Below are 16,819 nucleotides of genomic sequence, written 5' to 3' on the forward strand. Positions count from 1 at the left end.
AACGATCAATAATAGGTGGTCCTATATAGGGCTGCCTTTTTTCGATGTAAATGAACGATTGTACTCCATTATTAGTCTTAATAGATGAGACCACGACAAGGGAGGTGCACGTATATGACTGATCGAGAGCTGTTTGAACTATATAAGGAGCAGATATATTATTTTTGTTATTATTTGATGCAAAATCAAGCAGATGCAGAAGATGTTTGCCAGGAAGTGTTTGTCAAAGCACTTTTGGCCGACAGGTCCAAAGTACAAGATCTCAAATCATGGATTTTGCGAATTGCTTCTAATGAGTGCAGTAATGTGCTTAGAAGGCGAAAAACTGGGCTGATGAAGGAAATACGAACTTTTTTATTGTCACGCCCTCATTCATTTAATCCGGTGGAAGAGAGCTTATATCATCAAGAAACGAAGACAGAGTTACACAAGCTATATAACAAGCTTCCAGATAAAATTCGTATGGTCGTGGTCCTTCGTTATGTAAACGAATTGACTATGCCGGAGATCTCTAGAGTTATGAATATACCCGAAGGAACAGCTAAATCTAGATTAAATCGGGGGCTTAAACTGCTAAAAAAAATGGTGATATCCCAAGTAAAGGAGATGAGTAGCAGTGAGTCGGTATTTTGAAAAAGAACAGAACATTCCTCAACCTGAATATGATGCAATGTGGGTAAATATAGAACAGGAAGCAACCAAACGAAAAGCAACTCTGCAACAGTCACAGGAAGCACCTATGCATAGAGCAAAAATTGTTCCAGCAAGTATCGTATTCTCATGTTTTCTGCTCGTTGCCATCCCTGTATTCGCTAGTGTGACCATCAATTGGGATAGAATAGGCGGACGTAGTGTAACCAATGCGCTAAATAACGGTATTGGCCAGCGGTATGATCTAAAAGCATCCAATGCAGGCATTACGATGAATTTGAATGGTGTTGTAACGGATGGAGAAAAAATGAAAATGCTTATCTCTCTGGATCCAGGAACCGATCCAACCAGTTATATTGGGTTTGCTATAGAGAAAACTATGGTAACTAGCAATTCTGATACCAAGGAACAAGCACACGGATATTTAAATTACGATCCTAAAAGCCAGAAACTCCTTGGCATTTATGAAACTATTGATACTTTAAGGGATCGTAAAAAAGATTACACACTTGAGGCACAGAATCTTATTTTTTATCGTAATCAGGATATTCCTTTAAAGACGGATCATCAAGCCGGGGATACCCTGGTTACCGGGACCAAGCAGTATCCTAACATTTATATAGAATCCGTTCGACAAACCAACAACAAGACTGTTGTCCGCTTTAGAGTTGCTGCAGCTCCATCCGATTTAGGACGTGGGAACCCGCATTTGGTAATGAAAGTGGGCGACAAAGAGATAGACGCAATCCCAACCATTCTACCTAGCGACAGCTCAGACTTGCATATTGAGCAGGTATTCAACATGACTGCACAAGATTGGAAAAAGGCAAACCTTCATTTTTGTTACATTGAGGAAGCAAAAAGAATTGAAGGTACTTGGAAGTTCGAATTTGAAGCGGATGGAAAAAAAGCAAGTGAAGCGATTTATTCCAAGAAGCTGCATAGCAGCGCTGAATTCCAAGAAAATACAGGCACTACCTTAGAGCAACTGATTTTTACCCCCTTGGATATTGAAATTCTAGTAACAGAGCGTGATTCACTTAAAAAAGGAATTGTTCATTATAAAACAGCTCAGCTGGTTATAGGTGATAAAAAAATTAACGGAGGGTGGAATATTAAAGGAGCTGGTCCTGAAAATTATCAACACTTATATCAATTTGAATCCCCAGAGTGGTATAAGGACTGGTCTGATGTTCCAATGAAACTTATATTGAAAGATGCTGTCATCGAGAAACGTGATACGTCTAAGAATTGGATCACTCTTCATAAACCTAAAGAAGAAAAACAGTTCGCTGAGCTTAATGCGGACGGTTATCAAATTGATTTCACATACTATACAGAGGGAAAAGATTTGATTGTCGAATCGAAATCCGGTTCCCCTGGCTTCAAAGGCGTCAACCAAACAACGATGCGAATTAACGGCAAAGAAGTAGTGCCTGAGATCATTGCGAAGGGTATGGTATCCACAGGAGTTAATGTTGACCGTTACAAAGACATTGAATTAGACGGGAAATTGGAACTAAATCCTGGCATCTACAAGTACAGCGATCCTGGACGTGATATTGAAGTTATATTGAAATAGATATGGCCATCGCTGCCTATTCTGCAGATACGTAAATACAAAAGCCCTTCCAGCTTTAGCTTCTCATGAGGGAAGCAGCGGAAGGGCTTTTGTTACATCTACTTGTCATACAGTGAGCGTGCTTATTTATACCCGTTGCACAGTAAACTCAAACTCCAGCTTTTGATCGGCTTTAATTTGGTATTCTTCATGTACCGGAGCTCCCCAGCTATCGTCGCCGCCTACGCCCATTTGTTTACCGGCTACGGTGACAACGGTGTAATACACGTTGGGTAGCTCATACAGATGGTAGGCACTTTCCAGCTCAAATGCTGTATACGGCGAAATATTGCATTCCACCGGTGCGGTAGCAGGTGCAGTAATGCGTATACCTCGCTGAGAATCGTCGGTAATATCAACACGGCGCACGCCTGTACGGTTGCCGGATTCCTGCGGTACGACATACCCGGATACGTTATCCGCAGCTTCGTTGTGGAATACGCCTAGTCTCGCGCCAAAGGCACGGTCGATGTAATTCTCTTCCGGTCCCATCGCATACCAGTTCAGATGGCGATAGTCCGCCGGAACCTTGAATGAAAGGGCAAAGATCGGCAGGTTAGGCAATCCTGAGACGCCTTCATAAGTCGATTTTACGTTCAGGCTACCGTCGGCGAAGACGGTGTAGGCTACCGTTACCTGTACGTCTGCATGGATGCTCAGCGTGTAGCGGAATGTAACGGTTACACGGTCTGTCTGCTCTTCCGTGACCTCGATGCCCACACATTTACGTGTCAGACTTGCAGCGAACCAGCCACCGGCTTCAAAGCCTAGTGCGGTTCCCCGATCATTGTCTGTGGTCGCCCGCCAGAACAATGGAGCAGGAGGCATGGCGATCATCTCACGTCCGGCGTAGCGAAGTGAAGTCAGGCTACCTGCCCCTTTGGAGAACATCATACTGAAATCTGCACCGTGAACGCCAATGTTAACATCACCATGCACCACTCGTAAGGCACCGCCCGTAGGGATCTTCAGTGGATTTGGATTTTCCACGATGAAAATATGTTGTCCGAAGGCCACTTCGTGTCCAGCCTCAGCCCAGAGCGTCGCTTCCTTCAAAACTAGAGCGGTGTGAATAACGTACTCACCAGGCTTTCCATCCGTATTAGGGAACGTTAGTGGAATATAGGCTTCGGTCTGAGCCGCTACATCTACATGAATGGCATTACGTGCGATTTCTTGGCCTTCATGCAGCAGGCTATATACTAACTCATAGTCGCCTGTTCCCTCGAACAGGTTTTCATTGCGCAGGGTTACACCGCTGCGATCCGGGGTGAGCTTCAGATTTTGATACAGGAATTTGACCTCCTGCATCTTCGGCGAAACCTTCCGGTCTGCATAGACAATTCCGTCCGTACAGAAGCCATAGTCTGTAGCACGGTCGTCAAAGTCGCCGCCGATTGCGAGGTACTCGCGTCCGTAGCGATCTTTTTTCATAACAGCCTGATCAATATAATCCCAAATAAAACCGCCCTGATACAGCTCGTATTTGTTCTCCAGCTCTGTATACTTGTGCATGCCACCTACGGAATTACCCATCGCATGCATGTATTCGCAACTGATATACGGCTTTTGCGGATTGTCGTTCAGATATTGCTCGATATCTGCGGGTTTGGCGTACATCCGGCTCTCCATATCGCTGGTATCATCGTACGTACGGTTGTGAAACACGCCTTCGTAGTGCACCAAACGGCTCGGGTCGGTGGCTCGGAAATAGTTGGCGACATTGCGCAGCACTTCACCTGCATACGACTCATTGCCGCAGGACCAGATTAGAATGGACGCATGGTTTTTGTCCCGTTCCAGCATGGAAATGGCGCGATCCATGACGATATCTTGCCACTCAGGCAGATTGGCGGGAATATTCCACGATGGCTCGACGGCACCGAGTTTTTGCCAGGAACCGTGTGTTTCCAAGTTCATTTCATCAATTACATAGACCCCGTACTCATCGCATAGCTCATACCAAAGAGTCTGATTTGGATAATGAGAGGTGCGAACAGCGTTCATATTGTTCTGCTTGAGCGTCCGGATATCCCACAGCATATCTTCACGAGAAATCGCACGTCCGGTGCGAGCGTTAAATTCATGGCGGTTCACACCTTTAAAGACGATGCGTTTGCCGTTCAAATGCATGACCTTGTTGATCAGCTCAAATTTACGGAAGCCAATTTTTTGCGGAATGACTTCCACGAGCGATCCACTGGCATCATAAATTTGAATGAACAACGTGTATAAATAGGGTTTCTCGGCACTCCAACGCTGCACTTGCTCCAAGGTTGCTGACAGCGAAGCTGTGCCATCCGTAAAGTCAGCTTTTAAAGAAGCTACAACATGGCCGGCAGCATCTTTCACATCGACAGTTGCATAGGCCGTTGCCGGCTTTTCCAAGGTCAATTTCAGTTCCAGAAGACCCTGCGTGTAGGAAGCATCCAGATCCGCCTTGGCATGCAGGTCACGTACGTGAACCGTAGGGATGGTATAGAGATATACGTCTCTGAAAATACCGGAAAAACGCCAAAAGTCTTGATCCTCCAGCCACGCTCCCGTACTTCTTTGATATACCTCAACCGCGAGCTTGTTTTCGCCTGCTTGCAGGAACGGTGTCAGTTCAAAATCAGACGGTGTAAAGCTGTCCTCGCTGTAACCGACAAATTGTCCGTTCAGCCATACATAGAAAGCCGACTCAACGCCTTGGAAAGAAATGAACACAGGCTGCGCGTCGGAAGCCATATTTTCCGGCAAAACAAAGCTTTTGATATAGCTCCCGACTGGGTTGTGATCCTCAGGAATATGGGGTGGGCGAACGTCCGAATGTCCGTCCCATGGATACATCGTATTCACGTACTGCATTTGGCCAAAGCCTTGCGTCTGAATGTGACCCGGTACCTGAATATCGCTCCAGCCGCCATACTCAAAGCTGGGCGCATAGAATTCTACCGGACGGCTGGCTGGATTCGTTGCATAGTTAAACTTCCAGCTCCCATTCAGACTATGACGCCAAGCCATATCAGCTTGCTGCTCCGCTTCCTGAAGCGTAGCGTAATATTTGTGATCGGAATAGGCGGGCAGTCGATGCACAGCAAATTTGGTTACGTCGGTCAGCCAGTCCAGACTAGGGGTATGGATGGTCAAGGCGAACACTCCTTATTTTTAAAATGAAATGAAGATCGTACACAGAAGTCTGTTATTTAACCGAACCGACCATGCCCGCTACAAAGTGTTTCTGCATCAGGAAGAATACCAGTGCAGTCGGCAGTGTGGACAGAACAATGGCGATCATGATGACACCGTAATCCGGTGCATAGCTGGAGCCGAGGTTCGAGATCAATAGCGGAATCGTTTGATTCTCCGGCGTTTGCAGCACAATCAGAGGCCAGAGGTAGTTGTTCCAGCTGGACATGAATGTGATGATCGCGGCAGCGGCATAGGTTGTTTTCATCGTAGGCATATACACCCGGAAGAACAGACCCAGCTCGGACAATCCATCCATACGACCTGCCTCCAGTAGATCCTTTGGAAACATCTTGGTGCTTTGACGGAAAAAGAAGATCAGGAACGCCGTAGTTACGGTCGGAATGACGACAGAAGAGAGTGTATCAATACCGATCCACGGTATGACATTAGAAATGCTGCCGAACATCCGGTAGAGCGGGATCATAATCGCCGCAAACGGAAGCATCATAGACATCAGCAGGATATTGAAGACAACGTCTTTCGCTTTACTTCTGTAAATTTCAAAGCCATAACCGGCCAGTGATGCGATTAGCATAGCCAGCAGCGTAGTTGAGATGGAGACTTTTGCAGAGTTACTTAGTGCAGTAACGATGTCTACTTTTTCAAGCAAATTGTGCATGTTATCCATCAGATGGGAGCCAGGCAGAAGCTTGCCTTTGGTCACATCGACTGACAGGTTCGTGGAGCTGGATAGCATCCAGAGGAACGGGAAAATCGAAACGAACGACACGATGATTAGAAAGGCGTACGTAAATGCTCTTTTTGTTTTCATCATTTTTTCTCACCTGCCACTTTGAACTGGATAATCGACAAGATAATGATCATAATGACGATGGAATAAGATACGGTCGCCGCATAACCAAAGTCGGATGAATATTTGAAGGACAAATTGTAAATATATTGCGAAATTGAAGATGTCGCGTTCCCTGGCCCACCCTTGGTAATATTCATAATTTCATCGAAGAGTTGGAGTGTACCAATCGTTGATGTAATCGAAGTGAACAGGATAATCGGCTTAAGCAGTGGAACCGTAATGCTGAAAAACTGTCGGATCGGGGAAGCTCCGTCAATACGGGCCGCTTCGTAGATAGAATTGTCAATGTTCTGAAGACCGGACAGGTAAAAGATCATATTGTAACCAGTCCAGCGCCATGTGATCGCGATAATAATCGTAACCTTGGCCCAGAAAGGATCTGTAATCCATTGGATGGGCGTGCCAATCACGTGCAGATTCAGCAATAAGGAGTTTACCAGACCGTCGGACGAGAACAGGTACTTGAAGACAACCGAGTATGCTACAAGGGATGTGATACACGGCAAGAAGATAGCTGTGCGGAAAAAGCCCTTGAATTTCAGGTTTTTATCATTCAACAATACCGAAATGAACAGAGCCAGAATGACCATCAAAGGTACTTGGAAAATCAAATAGATAAACGTATTCTTCACGGCGGTTATAAACATTTTATCGGTGAACAATCGCTTGTAGTTATCAATGCCATTAAAGCTCAGATTAGACCCTGTACCTGTCTTAAAGGACAAGATAAGCGCCTGAATCATCGGATAGAAATAAAAAGCGGCAATCATGATCACTGCGATGGATATGAACAACCATCCTGTCATACCTGCTTTGAGACGTGTTGTAGTTATTTTGGGCGCGGCTGTCTTCATACCATGTCAACTCCCTGTGCAGCAATAAAACCTTGAACTCGCAAGCCCAAGGTTTTAAGTGCTTATCGTTTTATTGTTTAGCCTTGGCTAGATGGAATGTCTTATTTAAGCTGTGCTTCCGCCTGTCCTTGAGCATCTTTCAGAACTGCGTCTACATCTTTTCCGTTCAGATAGTTTTGAATTTCAACGGTCATGATATCCTCAATGGCATACGTGTGCAGGCCATAATTAACTTTTGGAACTTGTTTAGTCCATTCTGCAAATTTCTTGTATACTTTGTCGCCACCGAAGTACGGATCTTCCACGTCATAAGCTTTACCGCTGGAAGCTGCGTTCAATGAACCAACAATTCCAATTTTGCTCAACATATCTTGATACAGTTCTGGATCTGTTCCGAATGTCTCTTTCAGGAAATCGGCAGCGGTATCTTGACCGTCCGAGTTAAGGACATACCAGGAGCTGCCGCCGAGGCTGGAAGCATTCACGGATTCAGGTATATTTTTCAGCTTAGGGAAAGGAACAACGGCCCATTTACCCGATTGCGAAGCTTCTGCTTTGATCGAAGGTGTAATCCAGTTACCTGTAGGTACGGAAGCAACTGCACCGCTGTTGAATGCGGCCAGGAACTGACTCCAGTCGGCATTCATTTTAACAATGTTGGCGTCGAACAAGGATTTGTACGTCAAGAGCGCTTCTTTCAGAGCTGGATTACCTGCCAGGTTTGGTGTTTTACCGTCTTCTTTCAGGTACCATGAACCTGCGGTTTGGATCATACCACGGATCAGACCGAGGTCATTCGGATCTTGAGTCAGCATTTCTTTGCCTGTTTTTTGTTTTACGGCTTTACCAATTTCAATAAATTTGTCCCAATCAATATTGGTCAGGTCTGCTACTTTGTAGCCGGCTTGTTCCAAATAATCCGTTCTTACATACAGTCCCATAACACCGGAGTCGAATGGAACACCGTATTGCTTGCCGTTGTAGCTAGTCGGTCCGATTTTATAATCAGCGAAGTCGGATGCTTTGATTGTGCTGCTCATATCATGGAAAGAATCGGGATAGGCTTGTAAGAAGTTCTGTGCCCGATAATCCTCGATCAGAACCACGTTCGGCAGTCCTTTGGTAGAACCAGAGTTAAGACCGGCATTCATTTTTTGTACGATATCGTTTTGAGCATATTCAACAATGTTTACGGTTACATCTGGATGTTTGGCAACGTAGCGATCTTTTGCCAGCTTCAGGGCTGCGATATTAAAGTTCGGGTCCCAAGCCCAGACGGTGATTTCTTTTTTGCCTGAATCTGTGGTAGTAGCTGCTTTCTCGGAATTGCTGGAGCATGCGGATAGCAAGATTAAGCTTGCAATCAGCAGAAGGAAAGTCATTTTTTTCATTTTGTTCAACCCCTACTCTTTTTTTATATGTTGCTTGCTAGTTCTAAATCTCTTGAATGAAAGCGGTTACCTTATTTATAAATCTAGTGTACCATCCATACTTTGTTGGCGTTAGGAATATCTTTATACGGATTGGTCTTATTATTATGATTTATCAAAAAAGGTACCGCTTACATTTGTATTTTGTTTTGGTTTAGGTACTTTTTTTAGGTTGAACTAAAGTTGTTCACGAAGCGCCACTGCGCGGCCGGATGGTGCTTCCCATCGCTGTTGTATCCAGATTTCTTTATTCAAATTATATAAGGTTGAAATCCGGATACAAAGGCGACCGCTACGCTTGTACAGCACCATTCCGCCCACTCCGTTCTTGTTCCACCTTCTTTGTTTAGTTCAGCCTATATTTTTTATGGGGTAGGAGGGGCGGGTTTTACGATCAATGGCAGGGTCATTCTGACTTTGGTGCCCTCGCCTTTTTTACTGGAGATGGTCACGCCGTATTCTTCTCCATATAAAAGGGTAATGCGGTTGTGCACATTCTGGATGCCGATGCCTGTGAACAGTTGGCGCTTGCTCTTGGGATTCGGCAGTCCGTCCTGCGCCGTATGCCCGTCCAATTCCATACCATCTCCATCATCGACCACCTCACAGATCAATGTATCCTCCGTTTTGGACACCAATATATAGATGTGGCCTACATTTTTTTCATTAAACGCATGGAAAAATGAGTTTTCGATAAAAGGCTGAATGATGAGCTTGGGCACATGGTACTCCAGACAATCGGGTGATACAAAATAATTCACTTGTACCCGCTGCCCGTAGCGTACATGGTTAATGAACACATAATTTTGCATGTTGGCCATTTCCTGCTCGATGGTGATCGTTTCACTTACATTGCTGATTGTATTTTGCAGTAAGGAAATGAGTGCATTGATCGTCTCGGCGGCTGTTTCCTTGTTTCCTTTGAGCACCAGCATTTTGATCGAAGCCAGTGTATTGTACAGAAAGTGCGGATTGATCTGCCGTTGTAGTGCAGCAAGCTCTGCGTTCCGTTGACCCTTTTGCGTCTCTAAAAGCTTACGGATATAGTCATTTAGTTCATCCAGCATGTAGTTGTAAGCATGACTTAATTGTCTAACCTCATAGCTGCCCGTTACCGGGATATAATTATCGAAATTTTTCTCGCGTATGGTCGACATTTGCTTCACCAGTCGAGTCAGCGAACGAATCAGTCGACGGGATATCAGAAAAACGATCACCAAAGCAATCAGTACGATGGCAATGCAGATCCATACAACGGATTTAACGTCTATAATTTGCCCAATGGCGGCTTGTCTGTCAATCATGTTCACCAGATAAAAATCAAATGAAGGGATATAGTTAGAAAGGAGGATACTCTCCTTATTCATCACATCCGCATTCATGTAGTTAAGTCCCTGTTCATTGATTTTTGTGGCATAGCCTAGCAGCTCACTGGAGCGTTGTCCGATCAGATCCTGGCGATTGCTCGATACAATTAGTCCCGACTTGTCCAAAATAAGCACATCATTGCCGTTGCTCGTGAAATTGTTGTAGAAACGGCGGAATTCAGGCTCTCGGATAGCGATGTAGATCATGCCGTACAGGGTGCCGCTGGTCCGCTCCATAAATGGTTTGGAGGCGATGATATAGGGTGTTGGCTTTTGCGGGGTACTATTCATTTGTTGCTGCAACAATTCAGTATCCAATTGATACATAAGCTGTGCCGGTCGTGCTACACTTCGGGCTGTAATAGCACTGCTTTTAAGCTCTTCCGCAGTTACAGGCCAATAGGACGAGTCGGAGTAAAAGCTCCGGCCATTCAGACCTGTTACAGCGACACCGACATCATAGGCATCGACGTTCGATTTAATTTGCTTCATTTGCTGTGCCATTCCGAAGTAAATCCTCGCCGAGTTAATCGAGTCAGACTGACCGCCAGTCAGATAGTTCTTGACCGTTCCATTTTCCGAAGCATGGGTTACGGCATTCACGATAGAATCATTGAAGGATTCAAAGCTGGATTGAATCTGGCTGAGTACCTTGGCATTTGTAATACTGAATGTCTCAGCAAAAAGTCGTTCAGACATCCGAATCGTCACCAAAGAGGTCAGCAAGGACACCGCAGTGATGCTGACCACCATAACAATAAAGATTTTGAAGAACAGACCTTGATATTTGATCTTATGGATATATCTTTTCATATTCAATCTCTTTTCTACTGGCAGATGTGGCTTACTCTCTAATAGAGATGCTCCCGGCGGTACTGACTGGGCGAGCAACCCTTCACTTTTTTGAACACTTTGGTAAAATAGCTGGGGTCCGAATAGCCTACCGTGCTGCTAATATCCGAAATGGACATCGTCCCCGACCGTAGTAACTCCGCGGCTTTTTCAACCCTAATTTTGTTGAGATACTCGCTAAAACCTTCTGTATGGTGTGCCGTAAAATAACTGGACAAGTAGGAAGGGTTAAAGTGAAAATATTGTCCAAGTGTCGTCAAATTGAGCGTTTCAGCATGATGCTCCTCAATATACTCCAGCAGTTTTTTCATGCTTGCACTACTTCCTTGCTGTGTTTTAGCCATGATCTGTCTGTTCGCTTCCTCCAAAAAAGTCTCCAGAAGGCGCACGGCTTCATGTACATGAGGGGCATCATTAATTGTTTTGAAATAGGAATATTTCGCCGCATCCAGCTCCTTCATATCATACCCCTGATTCCCGAGCAAAATCGTAATGTTGAACACGATATTTCCGAGAAGCGATTTGAATTCAAAAGCGGTAGAGGTATAGTTACCGGACATGGCAGCTACATAGGATCTCAAATCCTGAAAAGCTGTATCAAAATGCTCCCGCTTCATCTCTTCTGTAAACTGTTTTAAGTTGAACGAGCTGTTCACCTGTACAGGTTGAGGGAGTTCGTCTTCTATTAGCAGCGCTGTTTCTGGGAAATAAAAGCGGTAACTCAGCAGTTTTGGCAGTTCATCCTGATAGACGTCACTAATCTGATTGAAGTCATCAAATAAATGGCTAACTGCCCAGCCTGTTTGTGGATCGACTCGCTTTGTCTCCTGAGCAACTTCCCTAACCGTAGCCATCCAGGCGTTCACTTCCCGTGGATCAAGATTGGCTAAAAACACAGCCGCATAGACATCAGATGGCAGTTGTCGCAGTACGATGTACTCACAGGCAGAGGATACTCGATCCGTAAGCTTGGAAAATAGGTCCGAGGCAGAGATGGAGCGCCCTTTATCCTGCTGTGCCAGCTGTTCTATACCTATGAGTGCAAAACGGGCATAAGGAAATGCTTGCTTCAGCAGCTCGGCGTCATAGTCCATGCTATACCCGGAGATCAGCTTTTCGATCACATGATCTATCGTAATTTGACTATTCCCTGCATCTGCCTGATATTGAATGGATGGAATTTTGCGAGCGGTTCTCTGGAGCACCTGGAGCAGCTCATCCGTGTCTAGCTTGGGCTTTAAAATATAGTCAGCAACCCCTTGCTGAAAGGTGGATCGCACGTAATTAAACTCGCCGTAACTGCTAAGTACAATGACTTCGATATCTGGATAGTTCTGTCTGACTATGCGCGTCAGCTCCTCGCCATCCATGATCGGCATTACGATATCTGTAATGACTATATGAGGGCGCAAGGTTTCAATTAGCTCCAATGCTTCTTTACCGTTAGAAGCTTCACCTACAATTCGAAATCCATACTGTTCCCACGACAAGTGGTGTTTGATCCCCTGCCGTACCAATATCTCATCATCCACAATCAAAATGTTGCATAGCTCATTCATGGCAGCACTCTCCGTAATTATACCTATTCGAGGATTTTGCAAAAATCCTAATTCAAAAAAGACCTCCATCACGTGGACGTCATATCATCTGAGGCACATATTTGACAACGCTTCCAACTTAACTTAAATCTAAAGCATTTAATCTTTACATGCTAACATAAACTACACGGGGATTCCAAAAAAATTTAGTCCAAATGGCATATAAAACAACAAAAAAGGCAGCCGAGAAAATCTCGACAGCCTAAATAACCGGGATTACCTTATACAGTACCCCATGTCCGATCTCCTGCTAAATATTTCTCAGTCAAAATAGACAGCAGTTGAATACCAACCTCATTGTGTCCTCCCTCAGGAAGGATCAGGTCAGCGTATTTCTTGGAAGGCTCAATAAATGCCTCATGCATCGGCTTAACCGTAGTCAAATAGTGATCGTGGATCGAATGGATGGTGCGGCCGCGTTCCTCAATATCGCGAAGAACCCGACGGAGAATGCGCACATCAGGGTCAGTATCCACAAATACTTTGATGTCAAGCAAGCTGCGGAGCTTTTCGTCTGACAGTACGTGCAGACCTTCCAACATAACGATGTGATTTGGCAGAAGCTCTACCGTCTCGTCCGTGGAGCGTGCATGAACCGTAAAGTCATACACTGGCGCTTGTGTCGCTTGTCCTTTTTTCAGACATTGGAGATGCTCAATAAGCAATTCGTTGTCAAAGGCAAACGGATGATCATAATTGACCAAAGCACGTTCATCATAACTCAGATGTGAATGGTCTTTATAATAGTTATCCTGAGATATGAAAGTCACTTTATTAGATCCCAGACGCTCAACGACGGCGCGTGCTACCGTCGATTTACCGGAACCTGTACCGCCGGCAATACCAATAATAAGCATGGCGTTTCACTTACCCTTCCCTAAATGTATCCCGATACAACTCAAGTATTGTAGCACAATGCACACTTTTTTTCATCACTGTTGGACTTTGTATTTCTTCCATTTCCGTATCTTGGCTCTGAATGTTTTAAACGGTGCCACCGAGTTGATATGAATCCATCTTGCCATGGGCCATTTCGGATTAGTCCCTGTCCAGTCGTGAACGCCCTGAGTGAAGAGCTCTTCATGACTAAGTGTGTCGATCCAATCCAGCCACTTTTGCTCAGCCAACTTGAACATATCGCGTAATTCACGTAAAGATTGGTGGGAGTAGGTCTTGTAAAATGATTGATATAGTTCGCCTAGTCTATTCCATTTATAATTGGGGGCGGGCATGATCACGGTTTTTCCTTCCCGTTCGTCCCTGTCCCATGTCATGACAAGATGAAGCCATCCGAGCTGGTAGGCAATCATTTCTGCGGGTGTTTTATCTACTTCAGGGATACGGATATCCTTTTGGCTCTCGTCGATCTCCTGGAACTCACCGTCAAATCGTAAGTAGGAGACATGAATGGCTTCCTTTAACTCTGATTTGGAGGCGTATTCGTAACTGGACATCTCATCGCTCCTTTAAATGATATGGATGATACTCACCCCTTTATATGTACCATTCCCAATATGACAACCGTATGTCTTATTCAAAAATAAAAAAATATCGTTTTTTGTGATTTTATGAAACAGCAGTTGGTGTGTTCACGAAAAAGGATGCAAAATTAATAGAGAAATTAAGACAAAAGATAAGTAATTAGACATATTTTAATATTTATTTAAGTGTCTATAATTATTGGAGTATAGCGCTTAGGGCCCTCATTGGTGTTGGAATATTATTCCCTTCATCAGTACGTTATATACCGTTGGGCATGTCATGTCCGATAAACGGTGCAACCTTTGCTTTAGTATTCATGAATCTAATCGAGAAGGAGACTGTTATATGAAGTCGAGTTTGTTAAAAAAATGTGCAAGTGTAATGTTAAGCAGTACGTTGGTACTGTCTTTATCATTACCGTTGCTGGGTCATGCACATGCGGATGGGAATTTACAGATAAGTGATGATTTTGAACAAGGGGAAGCTCAAGGCTGGACCGCAGGATCGGGGAACTGGTCTGTGGTCAAGGATGGGAATGGATCTACATACCAACAATCTACTCGAAGCGAAAGCCATTCCGTCAAAGGTAACGCCTCATGGACGAACTATAGCGTGCAAGCAGATGTATATGTAAATGATTTTAATGGCTCCAATCGAGTCTACGTTGCAGGTAGATACACAGATTCCAACAACTTCTATGCAGCATCGTTGTATAACAAGAAAGACGGAGCTCTTGAGATTCGAAAAAAAGTCAAAGGCTCTATGAAGACACTGGCTACGAATAAAAAATACAAACTGGACACGAATACATGGTACAGAGTCAAGCTGGAACTATCCGGTTCGGAAATCAAAATGTATGTCAATGATCAACTGGAACTGTCCGCAACAGACACCAGCCTCACTGCTGGAGCCATTGGATTGGTAACCTCCAAAGCAGCTGCCCAATTCGATAATGTGATGGTATCCGGTGCTTCTTCTGAGGTAGATCCAGGAACACCGCCTGTGAATCCGACACCAGGTACAGAACAACCGACTCCTGGGGTGGACCCTGATGTAACCTCCAAAAATAACTATAATTTGACTGGATTTTCGTATGGTAACACCGGTGGTGGCAATATTGCGGATACCGATGCCAACTACAAAAAGGTATACAATGCTGTAGATCTCAACGAAGCACTGAAGAAAGGCAGCAAAGTCAAAGTGATTGAGATTATGAACGATCTTGATCTCGGTTGGAATGAAATTCCTAGTGCTGCCAAAGTAATGCCTTTTAGTGCCAACAATCCTGTACAGACGCATCCTGTTCTGAAAAAGACAGGAGTGAGCAAAGTCTATATCGAAAATATGAATGGGGTTACGATTTTCTCTGCCAATGGTGCGAAAATCAAACATGCTGGCTTTGTCATCAAAAGAAGCTCTAATTTGATTTTCCGTAACCTCGAATTTGATGAGCTTTGGGAGTGGGATGAAGCAACCAAAGGGAACTATGATAAGAATGACTGGGATTATGTTACCATCGAAGGTACAAGTTCCAAGGTATGGATCGATCACTGTACATTTAACAAAGCCTATGATGGTTTGGTAGATGTGAAAAAAGGTAGTAACGGAGTTACGATTTCCTGGTCTTTGTTCAAAGGAGATGACCGCAGCTCCAACAGCTGGGTAACCCAACAAGTCAACGCGATGGAAGCAGACAAGTCTTCCTATCCTATGTACGCGTATCTGAGAAGCAGTGCAGTAGGCATGAGTAAAGAAGATATCATTGATATTGCAGCAGGACAAAAGAAGGCTCATCTAATCGGTGCTACGGAAATGGCTTCCGACAATGCAGACCTGGAGGTGACGCTGCATCATAATTACTATCTGGATATTCAGGATCGCATGCCTCGTCTGCGTGGTGGTAATGCTCATGCATATAACATCGTTATGGACGATGCCGGATTGGCCAGAGCCAAAAAAAGAGTTACTTCTGATATGGCTAAAGCAATTGCCGCAAAAGGATACCATTTTGATGTCGTGGGTAATGGTGCAATTTCAACAGAAAACGGCGCGGTGTTGCTAGAAAAGTCTTATTTGATTGATGTGTTCTCTCCAGTGCGTAATAATCAAAAAGATCCTAACAAAGCGGATTACACAGGTAAAATCAAAGCCGAAGACGTTATCTTTTCGAACAACGGTACCGTATTCAGAGGAGGCAGTGACGATGCGAATAGCCCGTTAGCCCCTTATCCTGCCAAGACCAAGGACTTCTCTTGGAATGGGTTCACAACGTTGCCATACAGCTATACAGCCGAAGACCCTGCCAATCTGGTTGCTCAATTGCAGGCCAAGGATGGAGCGGGTGCAGGTAAGCTGAACTGGTCGAGTGAAAACTGGCTCAAAACGGTGTACAATACGTCCGTTACGAAAAATGCAATAGTGGAAGAAGATTCCGAATAGGTAGGCCATATAAAAAAGCAGCCAGTACAGATAAGCTCTGTTGCTGGCTGCTTTTTTTGTTAACTACGTCTAGGCTGCGTTCGGTACGAACTTAACCAATAACGACAAACGAGGATACGCCAGCAGGTACGGATCTAACGCGGAATAATACTCCATCATCTCTAAAAGTACGCAGAATATAAGGCTGGTTCGTAGGTGTGCGGACTCTGCTGAATCGGGCAGTACCAAAGCGGTCGAAGCCTGCAGCTTGCACAAAGGTTCCATCTAAACGGCGCAGTGTTGCGAAAAATCCAGACGTGTTAAAAGGCACACCATCATTGTTAGCCCAAATGACTGTAAAACGGCGCAGAGTTTGTGTAGGGCTCACATTGCGATATCTCGTAACAGGAACCTTTCTGCCCGTAGATTTCAATGTTTGCGGAGGACGAATGGCCACTTCAAATCAACTCCTTTGTTGTGATGAGATAGTAAATGCAC

Annotated in this window: 12 protein-coding genes; 3 read left to right on the plus strand and 9 right to left on the minus strand. The window is 44.6% G+C overall.

The genetic code is table 11. From position 1 onward, the window contains the following. The first annotated feature begins 114 nt into the window (after window positions 1-114). The gene (locus ACYCSE_RS10450; RefSeq protein ID WP_254329876.1) at window positions 115-633 is read left to right on the plus strand and encodes an RNA polymerase sigma factor; all 519 of its coding nucleotides are present in this window, start codon (window positions 115-117) and stop codon (window positions 631-633) included. Further along, the gene (locus ACYCSE_RS10455; protein WP_459702195.1) at window positions 617-2,233 is read left to right on the plus strand and encodes a DUF4179 domain-containing protein; all 1,617 of its coding nucleotides are present in this window, start codon (window positions 617-619) and stop codon (window positions 2,231-2,233) included. The genes ACYCSE_RS10450 and ACYCSE_RS10455 overlap by 17 nt, the downstream gene beginning before the upstream one ends. Before the next feature lie 126 nt (window positions 2,234-2,359). Here ACYCSE_RS10455 and lacZ read toward each other — a convergent pair whose 3' ends face one another. From lacZ to ACYCSE_RS10495, 8 genes are all read right to left on the minus strand, one after another. Beyond that, a complete protein-coding gene (gene lacZ, locus ACYCSE_RS10460; protein WP_459702196.1) occupies window positions 2,360-5,404 on the minus strand; it encodes a beta-galactosidase, LacZ type in 3,045 nt (1,014 codons plus the stop codon). Between the two features lie 52 nt (window positions 5,405-5,456). Next, on the minus strand, window positions 5,457-6,281 hold the full coding sequence (locus ACYCSE_RS10465; RefSeq protein WP_459702197.1) for a carbohydrate ABC transporter permease: 825 nt from the start codon (window positions 6,279-6,281) through the stop codon (window positions 5,457-5,459). After that, entirely contained in the window at window positions 6,278-7,174 is an 897-nt protein-coding gene (locus tag ACYCSE_RS10470) for a carbohydrate ABC transporter permease (protein ID WP_069081021.1), read from the minus strand. Before ACYCSE_RS10470 ends, ACYCSE_RS10465 begins: the two co-directional genes overlap by 4 nt. A gap of 101 nt (window positions 7,175-7,275) precedes the next feature. Beyond that, entirely contained in the window at window positions 7,276-8,565 is a 1,290-nt protein-coding gene (locus tag ACYCSE_RS10475) for an ABC transporter substrate-binding protein (protein ID WP_039274127.1), read from the minus strand. A gap of 404 nt (window positions 8,566-8,969) precedes the next feature. Continuing rightward, the gene (locus ACYCSE_RS10480; protein WP_430151152.1) at window positions 8,970-10,784 is read right to left on the minus strand and encodes a cache domain-containing sensor histidine kinase; all 1,815 of its coding nucleotides are present in this window, start codon (window positions 10,782-10,784) and stop codon (window positions 8,970-8,972) included. A 38-nt stretch (window positions 10,785-10,822) separates the two neighbouring features. Then, a complete protein-coding gene (locus ACYCSE_RS10485; RefSeq protein WP_459702198.1) occupies window positions 10,823-12,382 on the minus strand; it encodes a response regulator transcription factor in 1,560 nt (519 codons plus the stop codon). Between the two features lie 260 nt (window positions 12,383-12,642). Then, entirely contained in the window at window positions 12,643-13,278 is a 636-nt protein-coding gene (gene udk, locus ACYCSE_RS10490) for a uridine kinase (RefSeq protein WP_013308305.1), read from the minus strand. A 75-nt stretch (window positions 13,279-13,353) separates the two neighbouring features. Continuing rightward, window positions 13,354-13,875, minus strand: a complete 522-nt coding sequence (locus ACYCSE_RS10495; RefSeq protein ID WP_446675856.1) for a ClbS/DfsB family four-helix bundle protein — start codon at window positions 13,873-13,875, stop codon at window positions 13,354-13,356. Window positions 13,876-14,248: 373 nt separating this feature from the next. On the opposite strand from ACYCSE_RS10495, the gene ACYCSE_RS10500 reads away from it, so the two are divergent. Continuing rightward, window positions 14,249-16,342, plus strand: coding sequence for a pectate lyase family protein (locus ACYCSE_RS10500; protein ID WP_459702199.1), 2,094 nt, complete (start codon window positions 14,249-14,251; stop codon window positions 16,340-16,342). 91 nt (window positions 16,343-16,433) lie between these two features. Here the strand turns inward: ACYCSE_RS10500 and ACYCSE_RS10505 are convergent, their stop codons facing one another. Then, the gene (locus ACYCSE_RS10505) at window positions 16,434-16,778 is read right to left on the minus strand and encodes a hypothetical protein (RefSeq protein ID WP_069290836.1); all 345 of its coding nucleotides are present in this window, start codon (window positions 16,776-16,778) and stop codon (window positions 16,434-16,436) included. Between the last annotated feature and the right edge of the window lie 41 nt (window positions 16,779-16,819).

The organism is Paenibacillus sp. SEL1 (assembly GCF_054602535.1).

Bases quoted from the DNA above. Each gene is read 5' to 3' on its own strand.
- ACYCSE_RS10450 (WP_254329876.1), top strand. From the start codon at position 115: ATGACTGATCGAGAGCTGTTTGAACTATATAAGGAGCAGATATATTAT.
- ACYCSE_RS10465 (WP_459702197.1), bottom strand. From the start codon at position 6,281: ATGATGAAAACAAAAAGAGCATTTACGTACGCCTTTCTAATCATCGTG.
- ACYCSE_RS10470 (WP_069081021.1), bottom strand. From the start codon at position 7,174: ATGAAGACAGCCGCGCCCAAAATAACTACAACACGTCTCAAAGCAGGT.
- ACYCSE_RS10475 (WP_039274127.1), bottom strand. From the start codon at position 8,565: ATGAAAAAAATGACTTTCCTTCTGCTGATTGCAAGCTTAATCTTGCTA.
- ACYCSE_RS10480 (WP_430151152.1), bottom strand. From the start codon at position 10,784: ATGAAAAGATATATCCATAAGATCAAATATCAAGGTCTGTTCTTCAAA.
- ACYCSE_RS10485 (WP_459702198.1), bottom strand. From the start codon at position 12,382: ATGAATGAGCTATGCAACATTTTGATTGTGGATGATGAGATATTGGTA.
- udk (WP_013308305.1), bottom strand. From the start codon at position 13,278: ATGCTTATTATTGGTATTGCCGGCGGTACAGGTTCCGGTAAATCGACG.
- ACYCSE_RS10495 (WP_446675856.1), bottom strand. From the start codon at position 13,875: ATGTCCAGTTACGAATACGCCTCCAAATCAGAGTTAAAGGAAGCCATT.
- ACYCSE_RS10500 (WP_459702199.1), top strand. From the start codon at position 14,249: ATGAAGTCGAGTTTGTTAAAAAAATGTGCAAGTGTAATGTTAAGCAGT.